The 21232-nt window shown below is 63.0% G+C and carries 19 protein-coding genes; 6 read left to right on the top strand and 13 right to left on the bottom strand.

Features of this window, described 5'->3' with window-relative positions; genetic code table 11:
* The first annotated feature begins 64 nt into the window (after positions 1-64).
* The 3 genes from M0D67_RS07875 (at position 65) to M0D67_RS07865 (ending at position 2641) form a co-directional block, all read left to right on the top strand.
* Positions 65-1717, top strand: coding sequence for a long-chain-fatty-acid--CoA ligase (locus tag M0D67_RS07875; RefSeq protein ID WP_266238439.1), 1653 nt, complete (start codon positions 65-67; stop codon positions 1715-1717).
* A 112-nt stretch (positions 1718-1829) separates the two neighbouring features.
* Positions 1830-2216, top strand: a complete 387-nt coding sequence (gene gloA, locus M0D67_RS07870; protein WP_097391309.1) for a lactoylglutathione lyase — start codon at positions 1830-1832, stop codon at positions 2214-2216.
* A gap of 26 nt (positions 2217-2242) precedes the next feature.
* Positions 2243-2641: a hypothetical protein gene (locus M0D67_RS07865; protein ID WP_154560578.1), complete on the top strand. Its 399-nt coding sequence runs from the start codon at positions 2243-2245 to the stop codon at positions 2639-2641.
* A 105-nt stretch (positions 2642-2746) separates the two neighbouring features.
* Here the strand turns inward: M0D67_RS07865 and M0D67_RS07860 are convergent, their stop codons facing one another.
* The 9 genes from M0D67_RS07860 to M0D67_RS07820 form a co-directional block, all read right to left on the bottom strand.
* A complete protein-coding gene (locus M0D67_RS07860) occupies positions 2747-3637 on the bottom strand; it encodes a M48 family metallopeptidase (RefSeq protein ID WP_154560579.1) in 891 nt (296 codons plus the stop codon).
* A 44-nt stretch (positions 3638-3681) separates the two neighbouring features.
* Positions 3682-4443 (bottom strand): 1-acyl-sn-glycerol-3-phosphate acyltransferase, encoded by a 762-nt coding sequence (locus M0D67_RS07855; RefSeq protein WP_266238433.1) that lies wholly within the window; start codon positions 4441-4443, stop codon positions 3682-3684.
* 40 nt (positions 4444-4483) lie between these two features.
* Positions 4484-5038 carry a D-glycero-beta-D-manno-heptose 1,7-bisphosphate 7-phosphatase gene (gene gmhB / locus M0D67_RS07850; protein ID WP_063494776.1) on the bottom strand — a complete coding sequence of 185 codons (555 nt, stop codon included), beginning with the start codon at positions 5036-5038 and terminating at the stop codon, positions 4484-4486.
* A 10-nt stretch (positions 5039-5048) separates the two neighbouring features.
* Positions 5049-7148: a glycine--tRNA ligase subunit beta gene (gene glyS / locus M0D67_RS07845; RefSeq protein WP_154560581.1), complete on the bottom strand. Its 2100-nt coding sequence runs from the start codon at positions 7146-7148 to the stop codon at positions 5049-5051.
* Positions 7149-7163: 15 nt separating this feature from the next.
* Entirely contained in the window at positions 7164-8171 is a 1008-nt protein-coding gene (gene glyQ / locus M0D67_RS07840) for a glycine--tRNA ligase subunit alpha (protein ID WP_013088411.1), read from the bottom strand.
* A gap of 208 nt (positions 8172-8379) precedes the next feature.
* The gene (locus tag M0D67_RS07835; RefSeq protein ID WP_199203036.1) at positions 8380-9225 is read right to left on the bottom strand and encodes an FkbM family methyltransferase; all 846 of its coding nucleotides are present in this window, start codon (positions 9223-9225) and stop codon (positions 8380-8382) included.
* Positions 9226-9386: 161 nt separating this feature from the next.
* Positions 9387-10997: an FMN-binding glutamate synthase family protein gene (locus M0D67_RS07830; protein WP_154560582.1), complete on the bottom strand. Its 1611-nt coding sequence runs from the start codon at positions 10995-10997 to the stop codon at positions 9387-9389.
* Between the two features lie 212 nt (positions 10998-11209).
* Positions 11210-12355, bottom strand: a complete 1146-nt coding sequence (mnmA, locus tag M0D67_RS07825; RefSeq protein WP_154560583.1) for a tRNA 2-thiouridine(34) synthase MnmA — start codon at positions 12353-12355, stop codon at positions 11210-11212.
* A gap of 104 nt (positions 12356-12459) precedes the next feature.
* Positions 12460-12942, bottom strand: coding sequence for an NUDIX hydrolase (locus M0D67_RS07820; protein WP_154560584.1), 483 nt, complete (start codon positions 12940-12942; stop codon positions 12460-12462).
* Positions 12943-13177: 235 nt separating this feature from the next.
* Between M0D67_RS07820 and M0D67_RS07815 the strand changes: the two genes are divergently transcribed.
* From M0D67_RS07815 to M0D67_RS07805, 3 genes are read left to right on the top strand one after another with little or no spacing between them, the layout of a single operon-like run.
* On the top strand, positions 13178-14320 hold the full coding sequence (locus M0D67_RS07815; protein WP_154560585.1) for a Re/Si-specific NAD(P)(+) transhydrogenase subunit alpha: 1143 nt from the start codon (positions 13178-13180) through the stop codon (positions 14318-14320).
* Between the two features lie 12 nt (positions 14321-14332).
* On the top strand, positions 14333-14665 hold the full coding sequence (locus M0D67_RS07810) for an NAD(P) transhydrogenase subunit alpha (protein ID WP_028198874.1): 333 nt from the start codon (positions 14333-14335) through the stop codon (positions 14663-14665).
* Positions 14665-16119 carry an NAD(P)(+) transhydrogenase (Re/Si-specific) subunit beta gene (locus M0D67_RS07805; protein ID WP_266238424.1) on the top strand — a complete coding sequence of 485 codons (1455 nt, stop codon included), beginning with the start codon at positions 14665-14667 and terminating at the stop codon, positions 16117-16119. The genes M0D67_RS07810 and M0D67_RS07805 overlap by 1 nt, the downstream gene beginning before the upstream one ends.
* A gap of 103 nt (positions 16120-16222) precedes the next feature.
* On the opposite strand, the gene M0D67_RS07800 is transcribed toward M0D67_RS07805, so the two are convergent.
* From M0D67_RS07800 to M0D67_RS07785, 4 genes are all read right to left on the bottom strand, one after another.
* The gene (locus M0D67_RS07800; protein ID WP_154560587.1) at positions 16223-16963 is read right to left on the bottom strand and encodes a YafY family protein; all 741 of its coding nucleotides are present in this window, start codon (positions 16961-16963) and stop codon (positions 16223-16225) included.
* A 66-nt stretch (positions 16964-17029) separates the two neighbouring features.
* Positions 17030-17413: a VOC family protein gene (locus M0D67_RS07795; RefSeq protein ID WP_154560588.1), complete on the bottom strand. Its 384-nt coding sequence runs from the start codon at positions 17411-17413 to the stop codon at positions 17030-17032.
* 331 nt (positions 17414-17744) lie between these two features.
* A complete protein-coding gene (locus M0D67_RS07790) occupies positions 17745-19040 on the bottom strand; it encodes a class I SAM-dependent RNA methyltransferase (RefSeq protein ID WP_154560589.1) in 1296 nt (431 codons plus the stop codon).
* Between the two features lie 30 nt (positions 19041-19070).
* A complete protein-coding gene (locus M0D67_RS07785; protein ID WP_266238422.1) occupies positions 19071-21185 on the bottom strand; it encodes a site-specific recombinase in 2115 nt (704 codons plus the stop codon).
* Positions 21186-21232 lie beyond the last annotated feature (47 nt).

Here is a 21232-nt window from a genome sequence, read left to right as displayed (position 1 = left end):
GGTGTGTTGGCGCAGCGGCACATCGTGTATTGGCGCATCGCGATGCGAAACCCAAGGAGGAGACATGGAAAAAATCTGGTTGAAGTCCTATCCGCCAGGCGTGCCGGCGGAGATCGACACTACGCAGTTCAGTTCTGTCGGCGACTTGCTGGAGCAGAGTTTCCAGGCGCACGCCGCAGAGCGCGCGTTCGTTTGCATGGGACACGAGTTTACCTACGGCGAACTCGATGCGAAGTCGCGTCACCTTGCGGCGTGGTTTCAATGGCTAGGCCTCGCGCGCGGCGCGCGCATCGCCGTGATGCTGCCGAACGTATTGCAGTATCCGGTGGTCATGGCGGCCATCCTGCGTGCCGGTTACGTGGTGGTGAACGTCAATCCGCTGTGCACGCCGCGAGAACTCGAGCATCAGTTGAACGACAGCGGCGCGGAAGCGATCGTGCTGCTCGAACCGTTCGCGAAGACGCTCGAGACGGTGCAAGCGCAAACGTCGATCAGGCATGTCGTGCTGACGTCGATCGGCGAGATGCTCGGCGCGGGTAGTCCAGAGGTTGCAGAGAATGTGCCGCCGACTTCGTGTATTGCGCTGAACGATGCGATCGCACGCGGTTCGGACGCGGGCTTTACACCCGTCACGCTCACGCAAAGCGATGTGGCGGTGCTGCAATATACCGGTGGCACCACCGGCGTCTCGAAGGGCGCCACCTTGCTGCACGGCAACCTGATCGCCAACGTCCTGCAATCGGAGTTGTGGCGCGAACCGGTTTATCGTGGGCGCACCGACATCAAGCAGTACATCACGGTCGTCGCGCTGCCGCTGTATCACATCTTCGGGCTGACGGTCTGCGGTTTGCTGACGATGCGTTGTGGCGGCATGGGCATCCTGATTCCGAATCCGCGCGATCTGCCGGGGCTGATCAACGCCTTGCGAGGCTACGCGATCAACTCGTTCCCCGGCGTGAACACGATGTACAACGCGCTGCTGAACGAGCCGGACTTCAAGACGCTCGACTTCTCGAAGCTGGTGCAATCGAACGGCGGCGGCATGGCGGTACAGCAAGCCGTCGCGCAACGCTGGCAGGCGCTGACCGGTGTGCCGATCGTCGAAGGCTATGGGCTCTCGGAAACCTCGCCGTGCGCCACAACCAATCTGCCGACGTCCACCGCGTTCACCGGGACTGTCGGCTTGCCGTTGCCGTCCACGGAAATTACGATTCGCGACGACGCCGGCAATGACGCGCCGCTCGGCGAGCGCGGCGGAATCTGCATTCGCGGGCCGCAGGTGATGGCCGGCTACTGGAACCGTCCCGACGAAACCGCGAAGGTGATGACGCCGGACGGCTTCTTCAAATCCGGCGACATCGGCGTGATGACGGAAGAAGGTTTCGTGAAGATCGTCGATCGCAAGAAGGACATGATTCTGGTGTCGGGTTTCAACGTCTATCCGAACGAAATCGAGGACGTGGTGGCCAAGCACCCGGGCGTGTTCGAAGTGGTGGCGGTGGGCGTGCCGGACGCGGAGGCGGGTGAAGTGGTGAAGCTTTACGTCGTGAAGAAGGACCCGGCGCTCACCGACGCGGACATTCTTGCGTTCTGCAAGGAGCAACTGACGGGTTACAAGCGCCCCAAGATCATCGAGTTCCGCAGCGAACTGCCGAAGACCAATGTCGGCAAGATTCTGCGGCGCGCATTGCGCGACGAGGTGAAAAGCGCGGGCTGAAAGCGGGCGCGCCACGCGTTTTGCCGCATGTCGGCACGTGTGGCGCGCCCTGCAGCGCGGCGTGATTCCGGGTACATTGTCGTTCTCGACATCACGCACTAGGGAGTACACGATGCGCCTGCTTCACACTATGCTCCGGGTCGGCGACCTGGACCGTTCGATTGCCTTCTACACCGAGCTGCTCGGGATGAAATTGCTGCGCCGCGATGACTATCCGGACGGTAAATTCACGCTGGCTTTCGTGGGCTATGAAGACGAACGTGATGGCACCGTTCTCGAACTCACGCACAACTGGGACACGCCGTCGTACGACCTCGGCACCGGTTTTGGGCACCTCGCCGTCGAAGTCGCAGACGCGTATGCGGCGTGCGACAAGATCAAGGCCCAGGGCGGCAAGGTTGTGCGCGAAGCCGGCCCGATGAAACACGGCACCACCGTGATCGCTTTCGTCGAAGATCCGGACGGCTACAAGATCGAATTCATCCAGAAGAAAAAGTGACGTAAGCGGCGGGGCGAGGACAAGCTATGAATGACAGCAATCCCTACTTCAAAGAACTCGACGACATCCACGTCGAAATCCAGGCGTTGTTCGACGGTTCTGCGGATCACGATGCGCTGGAGCGCATCATGGCGCGCTTCGCTCCGCAATTCACGCTGGTCATGCCGTCCGGTCTCGCACTGGACCACGCGGGCCTGCGCGAGATTTTTGCGAAGCTGAACGGTGCGCGCCCCGGCTCGCAGATCACGATTCGCGATATGGAGATCGTGTCTGAGTATCCGTCGGGTGCGGTGGTGAAATATCGGGAGTATCAGCGCGACAACGCGGGCAATGCGAACGTGCGGCGCTCGACAGCGGTGATGGACCTGGACGCGCACGGCAAGGTGACTTGGCGTCACTTGCAGGAAACTTTCTGTACGGAGTGAGTGGCGGGTTTTAGAAGGCTGGCGCTTCGCGCTGAGGCGCCGGCTTTAAGTCTGCATGGCCGAAGTCCTGAAGGGCCGAAGAAGGCCAAAGAGGATCTGAAGGCCTTAAAGCGTCGGCAGCAATTCCGGCGGATGCGACTTCAACGTCTGCCGCGCCTCGCGGAATTCCGGAAAAATCGATTCAACAGTCTCCCAGAAGCGCGGACTGTGATTCATCTCGCGCAGATGCGCGAGTTCGTGCGCCACGACGTAATCGATGATCGACAGGGGGAAGTGAATCAACCGCCAGTTCAGGCGGATTTTCCCATCGCTCGAACAACTGCCCCAACGCGTGGCCGCGGAAGAGAGCGCATACGCGCGATAGTTGACGCCCAGCTTCTCCGCGTAGATTGCGAGGCGTTCGCCGAACAGGCGCTTTGCTTCGCCTTGCAGCCAGCCTTGCACGCGATCCTTGATCTGCTGCGGGTCCGCTTGCAACGGCAGCGGCACTTGCAGTGCGGCTTCATCCGCGTTGAACGCGAGCGTGCCTTGCGGCGAACCGAGCTTCACGCGCACCGGCTGGCCGAGATACGGCACTTCCGCACCATCTTTCCAGTCGACCTTGGGCAACGCGCGCTGTTCGACACGCGTTTGCCATTCGATCAGCTTCGTAAAAATCCAGCGCTGCTTTTCGGTGATCGCGGTTTCGATATCCGCGAGCGTGACCCAACGTGGTGCGGTAATCATCAGGCCGGTGCTGTCGATCGCAAAGCCGATCGAGCGGCGTGCCGAGCGCTTGAGCGCATAGTGCAGCGTGCGCGAACCAATGGTGAGGCTGCGCAGCTTCGTGCCGTCCGGTGCGAGCGGCACGGCCGGCTGCTGCCCGCTCTGCGAGCCCGCCGTTGGTGCGGAGGGTGTTGGGGACGACGACGTCGACCCCGGCTCGGCGAAGAGCGGGAGATCGAGCTGCCGGTTATCGAGCGCCGCAGCGGGCTGCGACGTAGGAGACTTCTGCATCGGATTCGGCTTCGCGCAAATGCGCCTTCGAGGGCGCGGGCGCGTCAGATTGGTGCGGCGGCGGAGGAGCTGCTTTCCGCCGCGCGGTACGCGGTAGGATCGATGCGACGCATTTCAGCTTCGATCCACTTTTCGACGCGCGTGTTCACTTCATCGGGCGTGAGCCCCGTCGTGTCGATCGGCTTGCCGATCGACACTGTGACTATACCCGCATATTTGAGAAACGAGTTGCGCGGCCACACACGTCCGGCGTTGTGTGCGATCGGCACGACCGGCGCGCCGGTAGCAATCGCAAAACGCGCGCCGCCGGTTTTGTACTTGCCTTGCTTGCCGGTCGGCGTACGTGTGCCTTCCGGAAACATGATGACCCACGCGCCTTCCGCCATGCGCTGCTTGCCTTGCTTGATGACGGATTCGAACGCGTACTTGCCTTCCTTGCGGTCGATGTGGACCATCTTCAGCATGCCCAATGCCCAGCCGAAGAACGGCACGTACAGCAGCTCGCGCTTGAACACGTAGCACAGCGGCCGCGGCATCAGCGCCGGAAACGCCAGCGTTTCCCATGCCGATTGATGCTTCGACAGCAGCACGGCCGGACCGTTAGGCAGGTTCTCATAGCCCTCGATCTTGTAGCGGATGCCATTCAGCCAACGCACCGTGTGAAGCGTGGCGCGGCACCAGCCGGCCGCCATCCAGTAGCGATTGTCGGCGCGCATGAACGGAAACGCGATGAAGCACGCGGTTGCGTACGGCACCGTGAAGAGCACGAAGTAGATCAGCAGCAGCAAAGAACGAATGAAGCGCATCGGCGTGGTCAGTGAGGGTTGAGGACGCGCGTGGTGCGCGTCACTCGTGAGCGTCGGAAAGGAAGTCGAGTGCGAACGCGCGCAGGTCGTCGTGCACACGGGTGCCCTCGGGCAGGCCGCCGGCTGCGAGCGTCTTGCGGCCCTTGCCGGTCAGCACCAGATGCGTCGGATGGCCGAGCGAGGCGCCCGCTTGCAGATCACGCATCGCGTCGCCGACCACCGGCGTATGGTGCGGATCGACTTCGAAACGTTCGGCGATCATCTTCAGCATGCCGGGCTTCGGTTTGCGGCATTCGCATTGATCTTGCGCCGTGTGCGGGCAGAAGAACACGGCGTCGATGCGCCCACCGACCGCCGCCGCCATGCGATGCATTTTCAGATGCATCGCATTGAGCGCGTTCATGTCGAAGAGACCGCGGCCGATGCCCGACTGGTTGGTCGCGATTGCCACGCGATAACCCGCCTGGTTCAGCCGCGCGATCGCTTCGAGCGAACCGGGCAGGGCAACCCATTCGTCCGGCGACTTGATGAACGCGTCGGAATCGACGTTGATCACGCCGTCGCGGTCGAGAATCACCACCTTTTTGGTTGGCATGGCGCGGGGCTCAGGCGGCGAGTCGGGAAATGTCGGCGACGCAATTCATCTGCTGATGCAGTGCGCCGAGCAAGGCCAGACGGTTGGCGCGCAACGCCGGATCTTCGGCGTTGACCATCACGTCGTTGAAGAACGTGTCGACTGGTTCGCGCAGCGCGGCGAGCGCGGTGAGTGCGCCCGTGTAGTCGCGTACGGCGAGTTGCGATTGCACGCGCGGTGCAACCTGTTCGAGTTGCGCATGCAAGGCTTTTTCGGCCGCTTCGGTCAGCAGTGCAACCTGGACACCGCCGGTCGTCGAACCTTCCGATTTCTTCAGGATGTTCGAAATCCGCTTGTTGGCCGCTGCGAGCGATGCTGCTTCCGGCAGTGCCGCGAATTCGCGGACTGCATCGAGGCGCGCGACGATGTCGTCGAGGCGCGTCGGGTTCAGTGCCAACACCGCGTCGATTTCGCCGGGCGCGTAGCCGCGTTCGCGCAGCAGACCGCGCAGGCGGTCCATGCTGAATTCGTAGATCGCTTGCGTCGAATCGGCGACGCCCGGCACGGTGGCGAATTGCGCGTAAGCGGTGCGCAGCAGTTCGATCAGGTCGACCGGCAATTGCTTCTCGACCAGAATCCGCAGCACGCCGAGCGCATGACGGCGCAGCGCGAACGGGTCCTTCTCGCCGGTGGGTTGCAGGCCGATGCCCCAGATGCCGACCAGCGTTTCGAGCTTGTCGGCCAGCGCGACGACGGTGCCGGTTGCCGTGGCCGGCAAGGCATCGCCGGAGAAACGCGGCTGATAGTGTTCCGAGCATGCCAGCGCGACTTCTTCCGGCTCGCCGTCGTGGCGCGCGTAGTACGTGCCCATCGTGCCTTGCAGCTCGGGGAATTCGCCGACCATGTCGGTGATCAGGTCGGCCTTGGCGAGACGTGCAGCGCGCTTGGCGAGCGCGACATCTGCACCGATCAGCGAGGCAATTGCACCCGCCAGGGCTTCGACGCGCTCGACGCGTTGCAGCGCCGACCCCAGCTTGTTGTGATACACGACGTTCGCGAGCAGCGGTACGCGCTCGGCGAGCGGCTTCTTCTTGTCCTGCTCGAAGAAGAACTTCGCATCGGCCAGACGCGGACGCACCACGCGTTCGTTGCCTTCGACGATATCGCCAGGCGTCTTCGTTTCGATGTTCGACACGATCAGGAAGCGCGAGCGCAGCTTGCCGTTCGCATCCGTCAACGCGAAGTATTTCTGGTTCGTCTGCATTGTCAGGATCAGGCATTCCTGCGGCACTTGCAGGAATTCGTCCTCGAAACGGCAGGCGTAGACCACGGGCCATTCGACCAGCGAATTCACTTCATCCAGCAGCGATTCCGGCATCACGACCTGATCGCCATCGGCTTGCGCGAGCAGATGCGTGCGGATGGTTTCCTTGCGGTCGGCGAAATTCGCGACCACACGGCCCTTGTGCATCAGCGTATCGGCGTACGAATCCGCGTGCTGGATCTGCACGAAACCTTCAGACAGGAAGCGGTGGCCGAGCGTGGTGTCGTCGGCATCGACGCCCAGTGCCGTGACCGGCACGACCTGTTCGCCGTGCAACGTGGTCAGACGGTGCGCCGGGCGCACGAACTGCACACTGGTGCCGTCCGGGCGCTGATACGTCATCGGCTTCGGAATCGGCAACTTGGCGATCGTTTCGTCGAGCGCGCTTTGCAGGCCTTCGGCGAGCGTGGCGCCCGGCGCGGCGTAGCGCAGGAAGAAGGCTTCGGCCTTACCGTCCTGTGCGCGCTCCAGGTCGTTCACCGAAAAATCGGGGAAGCCGAGCGCGGCCAGTTTCTTGGCGAGCGGCGCGGTGGGCTGGCCGTCTTTATCCAGCGCGACGGAAACCGGCAGCACTTTTTCTCGCACGTGTTTTTCCGGCGCGACCGAACGCACGTTCTTGATCGTGACGGCGAGACGGCGCGGCGTCGCATAACGTTCGAACGACAGTTCGCCTTCGACCAGGTCGCGCGCCGCGAGGCGCTGCGCAATGCCTTCGGCGAAGGCGTCGCCCAGACGCGCGAGCGCTTTCGGCGGCAGTTCTTCGGTCAGCAGCTCGACGAGCAGGGTAGCTTGATGGGGTTGAGTCATTTCTTGATGTTCTCGTCAGTCCTGGTCGATCTTGCGTTCGACTTTCAGCGGCGGCGCCCACGCGGGCATGGCGGCATCCTGTTCGTCGGTCGTGAGGCCGGGCACGCCGTGCACCGGATTGCCGAGCATCGGGAAACCGAGCTTTTCGCGCGAGTCGTAGTAAGCCTGGGCGACCAGACGCGACAGCGCGCGAATCCGGCCGATATACGCGGCACGTTCCGTGACCGAGATCGCCCCGCGGGCGTCCAGCAGGTTGAACGTGTGGCCGGCCTTCAGCACCAGTTCATAAGCAGGCAGCGCGATCTGTGCGTCGATCATGCGCTTGGCTTCCGCTTCGTAGCTGTTGAAGAACGTGAACAGCAGATCGACGTTTGCATGCTCGAAGTTGTAGGTCGACTGTTCGACTTCGTTCTGGTGGTACACGTCGCCGTACGTCAGGCGACGAAGTTCCGGGCCGTTCGGGCCTTGCTCTTCCCACTCGGTCCAGACGAGGTCGTAGACGTTCTCGACCTTCTGCAAATACATCGCGAGACGTTCGAGACCGTAGGTGATTTCGCCCAGCACCGGCTTGCAATCCAGACCGCCGACTTGCTGGAAGTAGGTGAACTGGGTCACTTCCATGCCGTTCAGCCACACTTCCCAGCCGAGACCCCAGGCGCCGAGCGTGGGATTTTCCCAGTCGTCTTCGACGAAGCGCACGTCGTTCTGCTTCAGGTCGAAACCGAGGGCTTCGAGCGAGCCGAGGTACAGGTCGAGGATGTTTTCCGGCGCCGGCTTCAGCACGACCTGATACTGGTAGTAATGCTGCAGGCGGTTCGGGTTCTCGCCGTAGCGGCCGTCTTTCGGGCGGCGCGACGGCTGCACATAGGCGGCTCGCCACGGCTCCGGACCGATTGCGCGCAGGAAAGTATGGACGTGGGACGTGCCCGCGCCGACTTCCATGTCGATCGGCTGGAGCAACGCGCAACCCTGCTTGTCCCAGTAGGACTGCAGTGTCAGGATGATTTGCTGAAACGTGAGCATGAAGTGCCTTTCGGGCATAGGGCCGCGCCGCAAACGCCGGAGCGCGCGAGCTGGCCGTGGAGCGAAGTGCTAAACCGTAGATTTTAACGGAAAGGGAGGGGGGTGTCCGTTTTGCGGGGTCGGACGGGGACTGAAGTGTTCTTCAAACGAAACAAGGCCGCTTCAGGCGGCCGATGGTCGTTTGTTTTGTCGGAACGTGTCCCGTCCGCTACCTGCTCAAACTCATCAACGCATGCGCCCCCGAATCCGTCACTTCGACGAACCCGTCAATCTCCATCGCCAGTTCCCGCGGAAGCGCCAGCATATTGCACGACACCACGCGGTCGTAGATATTCTCCGTTCGTCCAAAGAAATTGGCCGGATTGAACAAAAGCGGCAAGTGCCACCACAACCGATATTCCTTCGACCACAACCACTCAATCAACGCCTGCGACCGATCGAACCGGTCGTTCTCCACATAAATCACCGGTCGCGAGCGGGCGATGGTTTCCTGCGCGCCCAGCAGCGCGTTCAACTCGAACCCTTCCACGTCGAGCTTAAGCAGCCCCACGGTATGTGAGCGCAGCGCGTCGTCCAGCCGCACGCACGGAACCGGGAGCGTGTTCGCCGCAGCCTCGGTCTGCATCGACACGCCGCCAAAGTTGCCCAGCGCATCGTAGTCCGGCTGCGCGAAATACAGCGTCCCGGCTGTGGCCCCGCACGCATACGGCCACGCGAGCACATTGCGCATGCTGTTGGCCGCGAGATTCGCACAGAGGTTCTGAAAGATCACCGGCTGAGGCTCGAACGCGACGAGCACCTGGCGACGCGCCTGCGCCTCACGCGCCAGCATGATCGTATGCACGCCGATATTCGCACCGACTTCCACGACGATGCCCGGCTGCACCAGCAACTGCCGCAACACGGCAGATTCGAGTTCGCTGCATTCACCGTATTCGATGAGCGCGCGGCCTAGATAGAAGTCGTTGGGATTGGCGAGCATCCAGCCATGACGCGTCTGGACGAGTTGCGTGTGTTCGCTGAGCGGCAGCGGAGCAGGAGGGCGCGTAACCATGGACATTGAGCGGGAAAAAGATCACGCAAATGTACGGTCCGCCGCTGTCCTTGTATATGAGACGAGCTCTTAAGGATTCTTTTTTTTCTGCAAGAACTCGTCGTCAAATTCTAAGACCTACGCAGCGATCGGCTCACGAGCCAATCGCCGCCACAACTGCCTTACGTCGCGGCCAGTTCAACCTTCGGCGCAAACGAATCGCTTTGCGCCATCGGCCAATATTTCTCGTACAACGTGTAGCGATAGTTGCCTTTCAGCAGATCGTTCGGATCGAGATACTTCAACAGATCGGACATCAACCGCACTTCATGCGACGACACGCGCCGCACGATGTGATGCGCTCGCAATTCCGCCGGATGCTTGAGCCCCGCGGCCTGAATGATTTCCTTCAGCGCATGCAGCGTGTTGTGATGGAAGTTGAACACGCGCTCGGCCTTGTCCGGTACGACCAGCGCACGTTGACGAACCGGATCCTGGGTCGCGACGCCGGTCGGGCAGCGGCCGGTATGGCAGGTCTGCGCCTGAATGCAACCGACCGCGAACATGAAGCCACGCGCCGCATTGACCCAATCCGCGCCGATCGCCAAAGTCTTGGTGATATCGAACGCGGTAATCATCTTGCCGCTCGCGCCGATCCGGATGCGCTGACGCAAGCCGATGCCGACCAGCGTGTTGTGCACCAGCAGCAACCCTTCCTGCAACGGCACGCCGACGTGATCGGTGAACTCCAATGGCGCTGCGCCCGTGCCGCCTTCCGCACCGTCGACCACGATAAAGTCCGGCAGAATCCCCGTCTCCAGCATCGCCTTGGCAATGCCGAAGAATTCCCACGGATGCCCGATGCACAGCTTGAACCCGGTCGGCTTGCCTCCGGACAGCGTGCGCAAGCGGTCGACGAATTCGAGCAGGCCACGCGGCGACGAGAATTCGGAGTGGGTAGCGGGCGAGATGCAATCGCGGCCCATTGGCACGCCGCGCGTTTCCGCAATCTCGGGCGTGATTTTCGCCGCTGGCAGCACGCCGCCGTGACCGGGCTTTGCACCTTGCGAGAGCTTCACCTCGATCATCTTCACTTGCGGCTCGGCGGCCTGCTTCGCGAACTTCTCCGCGCTGAAGGTACCGTCGTCGTTACGGCAACCGAAATAGCCCGAAGCGATTTCCCAGATGATGTCGCCGCCATGCTCGCGGTGGTATTTCGACATCGAACCTTCGCCGGTGTCGTGTGCGAAGTTGCCTTTCTTCGCGCCGAGGTTCAGCGCCATGATCGCGTTCGCCGACAGCGAGCCGAAGCTCATCGCCGAGACGTTGAAGATCGACATCGAGTAGGGCTGCGCGCGATCCGGTCCGACGACGATACGGAAGTCGTGGTTATCGAGCTTGGTCGGCGCGAGCGAGTGGCTGATCCATTCGTGCGCGACGGCTTTGACGTCGAGTTCGGTGCCGTAAGGACGGCTATCCACGTCGTTCTTCGCGCGCTGATAGACGATGCTGCGTTGCGCGCGCGAGAACGGTTTCTCGTCGGTGTCGTCCTCGACGAAATACTGGCGGATCTCCGGGCGGATGAATTCGAACAGGAAACGGAAGTGGCCCCACAGCGGATAGTTACGCAGAATTGCGTGATGCTGCTGCGTCAGATCGAACAGGCCGAGCGCGACGAGCGCCACCGGCACGATGATCCAGAACCACGAAATGTGCTGCGTCGCGCCAAGCAGAGCGCAGGCTGCGAACAGCACGACTGCGCACCACATCGCCAGATAACGTCGAGAAAACATGGGGACTCCAGTGCAGTGAGGATCGTCGCGGAGGGATCGTCAACGCTGTCGGCGCAAACGGAGTCTGCCGCGAGGGGAACGAACACCTGTTTGTTATGGTGAAGCTAGCTGCGGCTCGAAGGTGAAACGCGTCGGTGAAGCGTGAAGATGAGACATGCAGGTGAGGCGTGTGCGGCGGCGCCGAAGCGTTGCCGCACGATCGAACTCATGGTTCAACGGGCGGTGAGCAGGGCTGCCTGTTGCGGCTGGCGTGCCGTTGGCTGCCCAGTCACCGCGTGTTCGATGATGCCGCCGCCGAGACATACGTCGCCATCGTAGAGCACCGCAGATTGCCCCGGTGTGACAGCCCATTGCGCGGCGTCGAAATTCAGCTCGAAGAGGCCTTCGCCGACACCTGCCGCGCTGAAGGAGCACGGTGCGTCCGCTTGCCGGTAACGAGTTTTCGCGCCGCACGCGAAACCGTCGGCCGGCGGTTCGCCCGCGACCCAGCTCGTATTGCCTGCGGAAAGCGTATGGCTCAGCAGCCACGGATGGTCATGGCCTTGCGCGACATACAGCGTGTTCGACGCAATATCCTTGCCGGCGACGAACCACGGCTCGCCGCTGCCTTCCTTGCTGCCGCCGAGGCCGATGCCCTTGCGCTGCCCGAAGGTGTAAAACGCGAGGCCGATGTGTTCGCCGACCACTTTGCCGTCGGTGGTTTTCATCGGACCGGGTTTGGTCGGCAGATAGCGGTTCAGGAAGTCGCGGAACGGCCGTTCGCCGATGAAGCAGATGCCGGTCGAATCTTTCTTCTTCGCATTCGGCAGCGCGATCTGTTCGGCGATCTCGCGGACTTTGGTTTTCGGAATCTCGCCCAAAGGAAACAGCGTTTTCGACAACTGCGCCTGGTTCAGCCGATGCAGGAAGTACGACTGGTCCTTCGTATGATCGAAGGCCTTCAGCAGTTCGAAGCGGCCGTTGTTCTCGCGCACGCGCGCATAGTGGCCGGTCGCGATGGTTTCCGCGCCGAGCGACATCGCGTGATCGAGGAAGGCCTTGAACTTGATTTCGGCGTTGCACAGCACGTCTGGATTCGGTGTGCGGCCGGCCGAATATTCGCGCAGGAATTCGGCAAACACGCGGTCTTTGTATTCGGCGGCGAAGTTGACCGCTTCCACGTCGATCCCGATCAGGTCCGCCACCGAGACGACGTCGATCCAGTCCTGCCGCGTCGAGCAGTACTCGCTGTCATCGTCGTCTTCCCAGTTTTTCATGAACAGGCCGACCACGTCGTAGCCCTGTTCCTTCAGCAGCCACGCGGTAACCGACGAATCGACGCCGCCCGACATGCCTACTACGACTTTCTGCTTGCTCATGAGGTGCTCACTGGGTACTGCGGAACTTCGTTGATCGTGGGTGGACCGTGTTGCCCTGTCGTCTGCCTGACCGCTCGTGACAGATCAGGCCCGCTTGTGACGGGTCACGCCTGTTTTTGCCCGACCGAATGCGTGTGCACGAAGTCGAGCGGGAAACGCCGTCCCGCGAGGTAATCGTCGAGACATTGCATGACAAGCGGCGTGCGATGCCGTTCGGGGCAGGCGCGTAGTTCGTCGGCGCTCATCCACAGTGTGCGGACGATGTCGGGATCGAGCGCGCGCTCGGTATCCGCTTTGCCGCTCGTGCCGCAATAGGTGAAGCGCAGATACGTCACGCCCTCACTGCCGGGCCGCTCGAAATGCGTCATATACATGCCGACCAGCGCCTCGGGCGTGAACGGTTGCGCGGTTTCCTCGAGCGTTTCGCGGATGACCGCTTCCAGAAGCGTTTCGCCCGCTTCCAGATGGCCGGCGGGCTGATTCAGGCGCAGGCCGTCGGCGGTATGTTCCTCGACCACGAGAAAACGCCCGTCACGCTCGACGATGGCCGCAACGGTGACGTGCGGCAGCCAGGTTTCCGGTTTCATGGGTGCGCATTTTACCGTTTATGGGCCTGGGCTGCCTGGAAGCGGGCGGGCGGCTGCGAGGGCCGCTCAGCCCCAGCCAACGAGCCGCGTCGCCCGCCGGGCACCCCCGGATTGTCCCCGATTTCTGCGCACCCCCAGGTTTCGGTTAAAGTGACGCCGTTAGCCGTTGCACTTGCAAGCCGGCGTGCCTCGTCGGCAGCTCTGTCGTAAAACAGGAAGTCGAGGAGGAGAAAAGATGCACATCGGAGTGCCAGCCGAGACGCGCGCGCACGAAACCCGCGTCGCCGCGACGCCCGAAACGGTCAAGAAGTATGTGACCCAGGGCCACCGGGTCACGATCCAGAGCGGCGCCGGCACCGGCGCAAGCTTTCCTGACGAAGCTTTTACAGCCGCCGGCGCTGAAATCGTCGACGCGGCTACTGCTTTTGGGGCTGATCTGGTCCTCAAGGTCCAGTCGCCGACCGATGCCGAGTTGCCGCTTCTGAAGCGCGGCGCGACGCTGGTCGGCATGCTTGATCCGTTTAATACCGAAAACTCATCAAAGCTGGCGGCCGCGGGTGTCACCGCGTTCGCTCTGGAAGCCGCGCCAAGAACCACCCGTGCGCAGAGCCTTGACGTGCTGTCGTCGCAGGCGAACATCGCCGGATACAAGGCGGTGCTGCTGGCTGCCACGCTTTATCCCCGCTTCATGCCGATGCTGATGACCGCGGCGGGCACTGTCAAAGCGGCCCGAGTTCTGATTCTCGGCGCAGGTGTGGCCGGTCTGCAGGCCATCGCGACCGCCAAGCGCCTCGGCGCCGTGATCGAAGCGTCCGACGTGCGTCCGGCGGTCAAGGAGCAGATCGAATCGCTCGGCGCCAAGTTCCTCGATGTGCCTTATGAAACCGACGAGGAGCGTGAAGCCGCGCAGGGCGTCGGCGGCTACGCGCGGCCGATGCCGCCTTCGTGGCTTGCGCGGCAATCCGCACTGGTTCACGAGCGGGCCAAACAGGCTGACGTCGTGATCTCGACCGCCCTGATCCCGGGCCGTGCTGCGCCGACACTGATCTCAGTGGAAACCGTGCAGGCGATGAAACCCGGCTCCGTGCTGGTGGACCTCGCGGCAGGACGCGGCGCCGAGTACGAAGGCCGTCGCGGCGGCAACTGCCCGCTGACCGAAGCGGACCAGGTCGTCACCCGAAACGGCGTGCAGATCGTCGGCTATACGAATCTGGCCTCGATGGTCCCCGCCGATGCGTCGTCCCTATACGCACGCAACCTGCTCGACTTCCTGAAGCTGATCATCACCAAGGAAGGCGCCCTGAACATCGATCTCGCGGACGACATCGTCGCGGCCACGCTGCTGGCCCGTGACGGCGAAGTCACGCGCAAGGCATAGAGGAGAACGGCGATGGAAGTCATCAACCACACCGTCATCAACCTGATCATCTTCGTGCTGGCGATTTACGTCGGCTACCACGTCGTCTGGAACGTCACGCCCGCGCTGCACACGCCGCTGATGGCCGTGACCAACGCGATTTCGGCGATCGTGATCGTCGGCGCGATGCTTGCCGCAGGCCTCACCGTGGGCGACACCGGCAAGTTCTTCGGCACGCTCGCCGTCGCGCTTGCGGCGGTGAACGTGTTCGGCGGATTTCTGGTGACGAGGCGAATGCTGGAGATGTTCCGCAAGAAAGAGCCGAAGAAGCTCATCGCTGACAAGACGGCCAAGGAGAATGCGTAATGAGTCTGAACGTCGTCACGCTGCTTTATCTGGTCGCGTCGGTCTGTTTCATTCAGGCGCTCAAGGGGCTGTCGAATCCGAAGACGGCGCGCACCGGCAACACCTTCGGCATGGTCGGGATGGCGATTGCGATCCTCACCACCATCGCGCTGATCGTCAAACAGGCGAATGCGCTCGGCTCGAATCTTGGGTTAGGGCTCGGCCTGCTGCTGGTCGCACTGGTGATCGGCGGCGCGATCGGCGCGTTCGTCGCCGCGCGCGTCGAGATGACCAAGATGCCGGAACTGGTCGCGGCGATGCACTCGCTGATCGGTCTTGCGGCCGTGTGTATCGCGTATGAGGTGGTGTCGGAGCCGTCGGCCTTCGGTCTGGTCGATCCGGAGAATCCGGTGCCGGGCTTCCTGCCGTACGGCAATCGCGTCGAGCTGTTCATCGGCACGTTCGTCGGCGCGATTACGTTCTCCGGTTCGGTGATCGCGTTCGGCAAGCTGTCGGGCAAGTACAAGTTCCGGTTGTTCCAGGGCGCGCCGGTCGTCTATGCAGGGCAGCATCTGATCAACCTGTTCCTCGCGCTCGCGATGCTCGGCTTCGGCGTGATCTTCTTCCTCACGCAGTCGTGGTTGCCGTTCATCATCATGACGATCATCGCCTTCGTGCTCGGCGTGCTGATCATCATCCCGATCGGCGGCGCGGATATGCCGGTGGTCGTGTCGATGCTGAACTCGTATTCGGGCTGGGCGGCGGCGGGCATCGGCTTCTCGCTGAACAATCCGATGCTGATCATCGCGGGCTCGCTGGTGGGCTCGTCGGGTGCGATCCTGTCGTACATCATGTGCCGGGCGATGAACCGCTCGTTCTTCAACGTGATACTCGGCGGCTTCGGTAACGAGGCGGGTGCTGCGGCAGCAGGTGGGTCGGCGGAGCAGCGTCCGGTGAAATCCGGTTCGGCTGATGACGCTTCGTTCATGCTCGGCAATGCCGAAACCGTGGTGATCGTGCCGGGTTACGGTCTTGCGGTGGCGCGTGCGCAGCATGCACTGAAGGAGCTCACCGACAAGCTGGTCGAGAAGGGCATCGAGGTGAAGTACGCGATTCACCCGGTGGCCGGACGGATGCCGGGACACATGAACGTACTGCTTGCCGAAGCCGAAGTGCCGTACGACATGGTCTACGAAATGGACGATATCAACGGCGAGTTCGGTCAGGTCGACGTGGTGCTGGTGCTCGGTGCGAACGACGTGGTGAATCCGGCCGCGAAGAACGATCCGAAGTCGCCGATCGCGGGCATGCCGATCATCGAGGCGTACAAGGCGCGCACGGTGATCGTGAACAAGCGTTCGATGGCGGCGGGTTACGCCGGCCTCGACAACGACCTGTTCTACATGGACAAGACGATGATGGTGTTCGGCGACGCGAAGAAGGTGATCGAGGATATGGTGAAGGCGGTGGAATAACAGCGCTACTGTGCTACGCGGCCTGCCTCGCAGCGGGCCGCGAACTGCCAGATACGCGGCTGATGCGTGCGCGAAATCTGGCCGAGGCAAGGCGCTTCGTGATTCACCGCGGCTTCGCATTCACATGCCGCAGCCAATCCGCCAATCGTCGTCCTTCCTGATCCGGATACGTTTCGAGTACCTCAAGATCCCGGATCCGCTCCAACCCGAAATTGCGGAAATCGCTGCGCAATTCGCACCACGCGCCGAGCGTCCAGCGCGCGCCCCAATAAGCCAGCGACAGCGGCCACACGCGCCGCTCGGTCTCTGCGCTATTCGCATCGGTATAGGCAAAACTCACCACCTGACGTGCATCGATCGCCCGATGCAGCACATCCACCTTCGCTGAAAACTCCGCCTTGATATGAAACGACGGCGCGAAGATCGCCAGACGTTCGATCGTTGCGCGCTTGTCGGCGGGCATGGCCGAGGCAATCTTCGCCAACGCCCCGCGTGCGCCGCTCGCGAAGCCGGCGCCGCCCCACGATTCGAGCATCCGCGCGCCTGCTGCGAGCGCGGCCAGTTCATCGGCGGTGAAGGTGAGCGGCGGCAGGCTCGCCGCGCGGCTCAACCGGTAGCCGATGCCCGCTTCGCCTTCGATTGGCACGCCTGACAGTTGCAGATCGCGCACGTCGCGATAGACCGTGCGCAGCGAGATATGCAGCCAGTCGGCGAGTTGTTGCGCGGTGGTCAGACGCCGTCCGCGCAACAGTTCGGCGATCTGGAACAGACGGTCGGCGCGGCGCGTCATCGTGGGCGTCTTGTAGAAAAGGACAGGAACAGTCCCGCGATGATAGCGCCGCATGCCGCGCTCCGGTCAGCGTTCTGCGCGGTGCCTGCTGGCCGCCGCGCTTGTGCGCCGCGTTGGCTGTTAGCCGTTGGTCAACGAATGCAGGCCGAGGCGGTTGCCCTCCGTGTCGGTGAAGAACGCGATGTAGCCGATGTCCTGCGGCAACTTGATCACCGGACCATCGGTCTTGCCGCCAGCCTTTTCGATGCGGGCGAGGGTGGCGTCGACGGTCGGCCGGGCGTTCAGATAGACGAGCACGCCGTCGTCGGAGGGCGTCATCGACGGGCTATGGATGATCGCGCCGCCGGTGGCCGGTTCCTCGTAGCCGAAGATGGCGATCGGCTGGCCGCCAATTTCCTCGCGAGTCAGTTTGACGTCGAGCCCGGCTTCGTAAAAGCGAACGGCGCGCTCGAAATCGACGGACGGAATCTCAAACCATGCAACAACTTTGGATGATGCGAACATGACACTCTCCTGGGGATGGCGGTAAGCCGTGCAAAGCGCCGGATGGCGTGAGAAGGAGTGTGCGGGGGGGCTACTGACAGCGTAGTGTCAGTAGGGAGTGGCGGGCGTAGCAAAAGGACGTGGTGGTCGAAGAGCCGGCAGCCGTGGCGGGATGGTAGAGCGGCAGAGCGCGCGGGATGGCCGAATGGCGGGGCGAGGCGGCCGCGAACGGAGGAACGGAGAAGCTGGTGTGACAACAGGTGGGATCCAACCCCGGCCGATCGCCGAGCTACCGGCAAAAAAAAACCGCGGACCAGAATCCGCGGGTTTTTCAGTGCTGCTCTGCTCCGGCTTACGCTGCCGGTGTGTCGTTGTTCTGCGGCCGCTGGCGAACGCTGCCCGCGATCAGATCGAAACGGAACAACCGGCATTCGAGCGCGCCGTTGAAGAGCGGGGTCTTGGTCGATTCACGCAGACGCAGTTGGCCGGGCAGTTTGCGATCCGACGTCAGGATGAACGCATGCCAGCCGGTGAAACGCTGCTTCAGCGCATCGCCGAGCGACTGGAAAAACTCGCTGTCCGGTACCTCTTCCTGGGCGCGGTGGAAGCTGTCGTCGTCACGGCCTTCACGCGTGGCGCGGCCTTCGCGGATTTCACCGCGCGCGTTGCGGCCGCGCACTTCGATCCGCTCGCCATACGGCGGATTCGCGACGAGGATGCCAGGCTCAGCCGACGGCGCCGTCATGCCGCGCGCATCGACCTGCTTGAGCGGAATCGACGGCAGACCGGCGCGCTGGAAGTTCGCACGCGCCTTGTCGAGCATGTCGCCGGAAATATCGCTGCCGAAGATCTGCAGATCGGCGCGCGAGGTGCGCGCGGCGTGCTTGGCGTCGAGCGCGGCGGCCTTCAGCGGTTGCCAGGTCTTGGCGTCGAATTGCTTGAGCTTCTCGAAGCCGAAGCGGCGTTCCGCACCCGGTGCGATATTCAGCGCCACTTGCGCGGCTTCCGCGAGGAAGGTGCCGCTGCCGCACATCGGGTCGTACAGCGGCGTGCCGGCGGTCCAGCCGGTCAGACGCAGGATGCCCGCCGCGAGGTTCTCGCGCAGCGGCGCCGCGCCCTTATCCAGCCGCCAGCCGCGCTTGAAGAGCGGATCGCCGGACGTGTCGAGGTAGAGCGTGCATTCGGTGGCCGTGAGGAACGCGAACACGCGCACGTCGGGCATGGCGGTATCGATGTTCGGACGCGCGCCGCTCACTTCACGCAGACGGTCGCAGATCGCGTCCTTGACACGCAGCGTCGTGAATTCGAGGCTGCGCAGCGGCGACTTGATGGCGGTGACATCCACGCGCAGCGTTTCGTTTGCCGAGAACCACTGCTCCCAACGCTGTTCGACCGCGAGCGCGTAAACGTCCTGTTCACTGCGATACGGCCGATGCGCGATTTTCAGCAGCACGCGGCTCGCGAGGCGCGAGTGCAGGTTGGCGGCCATGCCGGCGGCCCAGCCGCCGCGGAAATGCACACCGCCGGGCACTTGCGCGCCGGCCGCGAACGGCGCGCCGTTCAGGTGCTTCGCGGCAATTTCCGCGAGTTCGGCGGCGAGCGAGGCTTCAAGGCCGCGCGGACAGGGAAGGAAGAAATCGAAGGACATTGAGGTTGCCGGAAGGCGTTAGATAAGGCGCTATTGTACGCGGTCGGGGTGCGGCGCCGCTTTGGCCGGCCATACCAGCTCCAGCGGATGCCTGAACACCCGCTGCCAGATCGCGCCGCGCAGCGAGCGCACCGCATTGCGCCGCAGGTCGCGCGATTTCACCGCCATGTAGAAGGCGAGCGCGAAACTCACGGCCACGTTGAGGATCGCCATGCTGCCGACACCCGCAACCGCCCACCACAGCTCCGGCAACTTCAACGCGTCCTTGCCGAGCACACCGAGCGCGATGCCGATCGAGCCGGCGCTCAGTGTCACGTGACGCACCTCGAAAGTGAAGGCGAAGGCGGTGAGGATCGCCGGCACGAGCCCGAGCATCAGGCCGAGCGTGATGTTGCCCACGACGCCCGCCACATTCGAGCGGCAGAAGGCAGCGAGCCGGGCGGTGCCGGCCGCGCCGAGCGTCATGCGCAGGCGCCGGTTGTAGGCGAGCGCATCCGCCACGCGATGCAGGACGAACCAGTTGTCCGCCCATCCTGACAGCAAGCTCGACGACCATAGCAGCACGCCGGTCAGCGCGGCGTAGAACGGCGTCGGTCCCAGGAGCGAGAACGAGTGCAGCGTGGCGTGGGCCTTCTCGGGCGAAATGATGTTGGCGTTGAAGAGCGCGTGCCACACCCATTGCACGCCGAAGCACACTGGAAACACCAGCAGCACGTTGCCGAGCACCGCGGCTGCCTGCGTGCGCATCAACGCGGTCACCGAACTCACGAAGCTGTCGACGCCTGCCGGCGTACCGGTGCCGTCGAGTTCGCGGGCGAGCGTAGGCGCGGTCATCGCCGGTTGTTTGGTGGCGAGCGAGAAGTGCAGGAAGTGCATCAGCAGGAAGCTGGCCGCGTAGTTGATGCCGGCGAGCAGGCCTTCGAACATCGATTGCAGATGCGCGCCGGTGATGGCGAATTTCACGCAGACCGTGACGACGGTCACGAGCCCGCCGCCGGCCGCCATGCGCAGCATCTTCAGGTATTCGACGCGATCGCGGGCGATGTAGTGTTCGCCGGTATCGGCGCTGTATTCGACGACCTTGCGCGCCAGCAACGAGAAATTGCTGCGCACGAGATGCGCCACGCTCTGGCTCGCGTGATTCGCGTCCACCAGTTCGGCGGTGAGACGTGCGCCGGCATGCGGATCGTCCTGCGCCATCCAGGCGTTCAGCAGGTGTTCCGCGCGCACGATGCGCATGCGCATCCGTTCGACCTGGAACACGATATCGACACTGACGCCGTTGCGATAGAGATGGGCGAAGACGTTGTCGGTGGCGCTGCGGCATTCGTCGAGCAGCAGGCGCAGATAGTTGACCTCATGCAGCAGCTTCTCCTGCGGGGCGCCTTCGCTGACTGCCTGATGGGCCGCTTCGACGGCGAGCATGGCGCGCGTGAGCCGGTAGAACGGCTGCTTTTCCATGGCGACGCGCACGCCGCCGGCATCGCCGAGGTCGACTTCACCGAGGCGACTGCGAACGGTTTGCGACAGACCGGTCGAGCTGATCTGGCAGGTGAGGTTGTGCAGGGCGGCCAGCAGGTCGAGCGAAAACGGGGTGGTGTCGCGTTGTTTGCTGTCGTCCTGTTCGTAATCGAAGAGCGCGCGGATGCGGGTGAGCAGATCGGTGGGCAGATTGGCGATCCAATCGGCGTCGCGGTCCTGGCTGAACATCAGCGTGACGATTGCTCGCAGATCGCGGCGGTTTGGCGCGGGCGGGATCAGGGAGGCTTCGAGGCGCTCGAAGAGTGCGCCGAAGAAGCCTGAGTGCACGGGCATGCCTGCATCGCAGAGAAGCGAAAGGCCGTCGCTTTCGCGCAGTAGCGCACGGAGAATGCCGGCGACGTTGCTCTTCCAGGCTGGGTTGCGGTCCAGCACGTTGAGCATGTAGCGGATTCTTGTGTGTGCTGGGGTGGGGCTGGCGGTGCCTGGTTGCTCGGGGTGGACTGCGCGGCCGCGGTGGATCCAATGGGCGAGTTCGATCAGCCATTCGCTACGGTCTGGATACGGTGCCGTCTTGTCGGCGATCGCTAGCAGCGCGTCGAGCTGGTGGCCGCTGTCGCGGGAGGCGCGCCATTTCTTTAGGAGTCTTTTGATTGAGGTGAGCATTTGGGGTTTTTTTGCCTGCGGCGCTTATTGTCAGTGTTCTTAGGGCT

The organism is Paraburkholderia sp. SECH4, from assembly GCF_030511745.1.
GTDB classification, from domain to species: domain Bacteria; phylum Pseudomonadota; class Gammaproteobacteria; order Burkholderiales; family Burkholderiaceae; genus Paraburkholderia; species Paraburkholderia madseniana.
Note: the sequence above shows the minus strand (reverse complement) of the source record. Positions and strands in the feature narration are given on the sequence as shown.

Excerpts from the sequence above, each read along its gene's own strand:
- M0D67_RS07875 (WP_266238439.1), top strand. The coding sequence starts at position 65 with ATGGAAAAAATCTGGTTGAAGTCCTATCCGCCAGGCGTGCCGGCGGAG.
- gloA (WP_097391309.1), top strand. The coding sequence starts at position 1,830 with ATGCGCCTGCTTCACACTATGCTCCGGGTCGGCGACCTGGACCGTTCG.
- M0D67_RS07865 (WP_154560578.1), top strand. The coding sequence starts at position 2,243 with ATGAATGACAGCAATCCCTACTTCAAAGAACTCGACGACATCCACGTC.
- M0D67_RS07860 (WP_154560579.1), bottom strand. The coding sequence starts at position 3,637 with ATGCAGAAGTCTCCTACGTCGCAGCCCGCTGCGGCGCTCGATAACCGG.
- M0D67_RS07855 (WP_266238433.1), bottom strand. The coding sequence starts at position 4,443 with ATGCGCTTCATTCGTTCTTTGCTGCTGCTGATCTACTTCGTGCTCTTC.
- gmhB (WP_063494776.1), bottom strand. The coding sequence starts at position 5,038 with ATGCCAACCAAAAAGGTGGTGATTCTCGACCGCGACGGCGTGATCAAC.
- glyS (WP_154560581.1), bottom strand. The coding sequence starts at position 7,148 with ATGACTCAACCCCATCAAGCTACCCTGCTCGTCGAGCTGCTGACCGAA.
- glyQ (WP_013088411.1), bottom strand. The coding sequence starts at position 8,171 with ATGCTCACGTTTCAGCAAATCATCCTGACACTGCAGTCCTACTGGGAC.
- M0D67_RS07835 (WP_199203036.1), bottom strand. The coding sequence starts at position 9,225 with ATGGTTACGCGCCCTCCTGCTCCGCTGCCGCTCAGCGAACACACGCAA.
- M0D67_RS07830 (WP_154560582.1), bottom strand. The coding sequence starts at position 10,997 with ATGTTTTCTCGACGTTATCTGGCGATGTGGTGCGCAGTCGTGCTGTTC.
- mnmA (WP_154560583.1), bottom strand. The coding sequence starts at position 12,355 with ATGAGCAAGCAGAAAGTCGTAGTAGGCATGTCGGGCGGCGTCGATTCG.
- M0D67_RS07820 (WP_154560584.1), bottom strand. The coding sequence starts at position 12,942 with ATGAAACCGGAAACCTGGCTGCCGCACGTCACCGTTGCGGCCATCGTC.
- M0D67_RS07815 (WP_154560585.1), top strand. The coding sequence starts at position 13,178 with ATGCACATCGGAGTGCCAGCCGAGACGCGCGCGCACGAAACCCGCGTC.
- M0D67_RS07810 (WP_028198874.1), top strand. The coding sequence starts at position 14,333 with ATGGAAGTCATCAACCACACCGTCATCAACCTGATCATCTTCGTGCTG.
- M0D67_RS07805 (WP_266238424.1), top strand. The coding sequence starts at position 14,665 with ATGAGTCTGAACGTCGTCACGCTGCTTTATCTGGTCGCGTCGGTCTGT.
- M0D67_RS07800 (WP_154560587.1), bottom strand. The coding sequence starts at position 16,963 with ATGCGGCGCTATCATCGCGGGACTGTTCCTGTCCTTTTCTACAAGACG.
- M0D67_RS07795 (WP_154560588.1), bottom strand. The coding sequence starts at position 17,413 with ATGTTCGCATCATCCAAAGTTGTTGCATGGTTTGAGATTCCGTCCGTC.
- M0D67_RS07790 (WP_154560589.1), bottom strand. The coding sequence starts at position 19,040 with ATGTCCTTCGATTTCTTCCTTCCCTGTCCGCGCGGCCTTGAAGCCTCG.
- M0D67_RS07785 (WP_266238422.1), bottom strand. The coding sequence starts at position 21,185 with ATGCTCACCTCAATCAAAAGACTCCTAAAGAAATGGCGCGCCTCCCGC.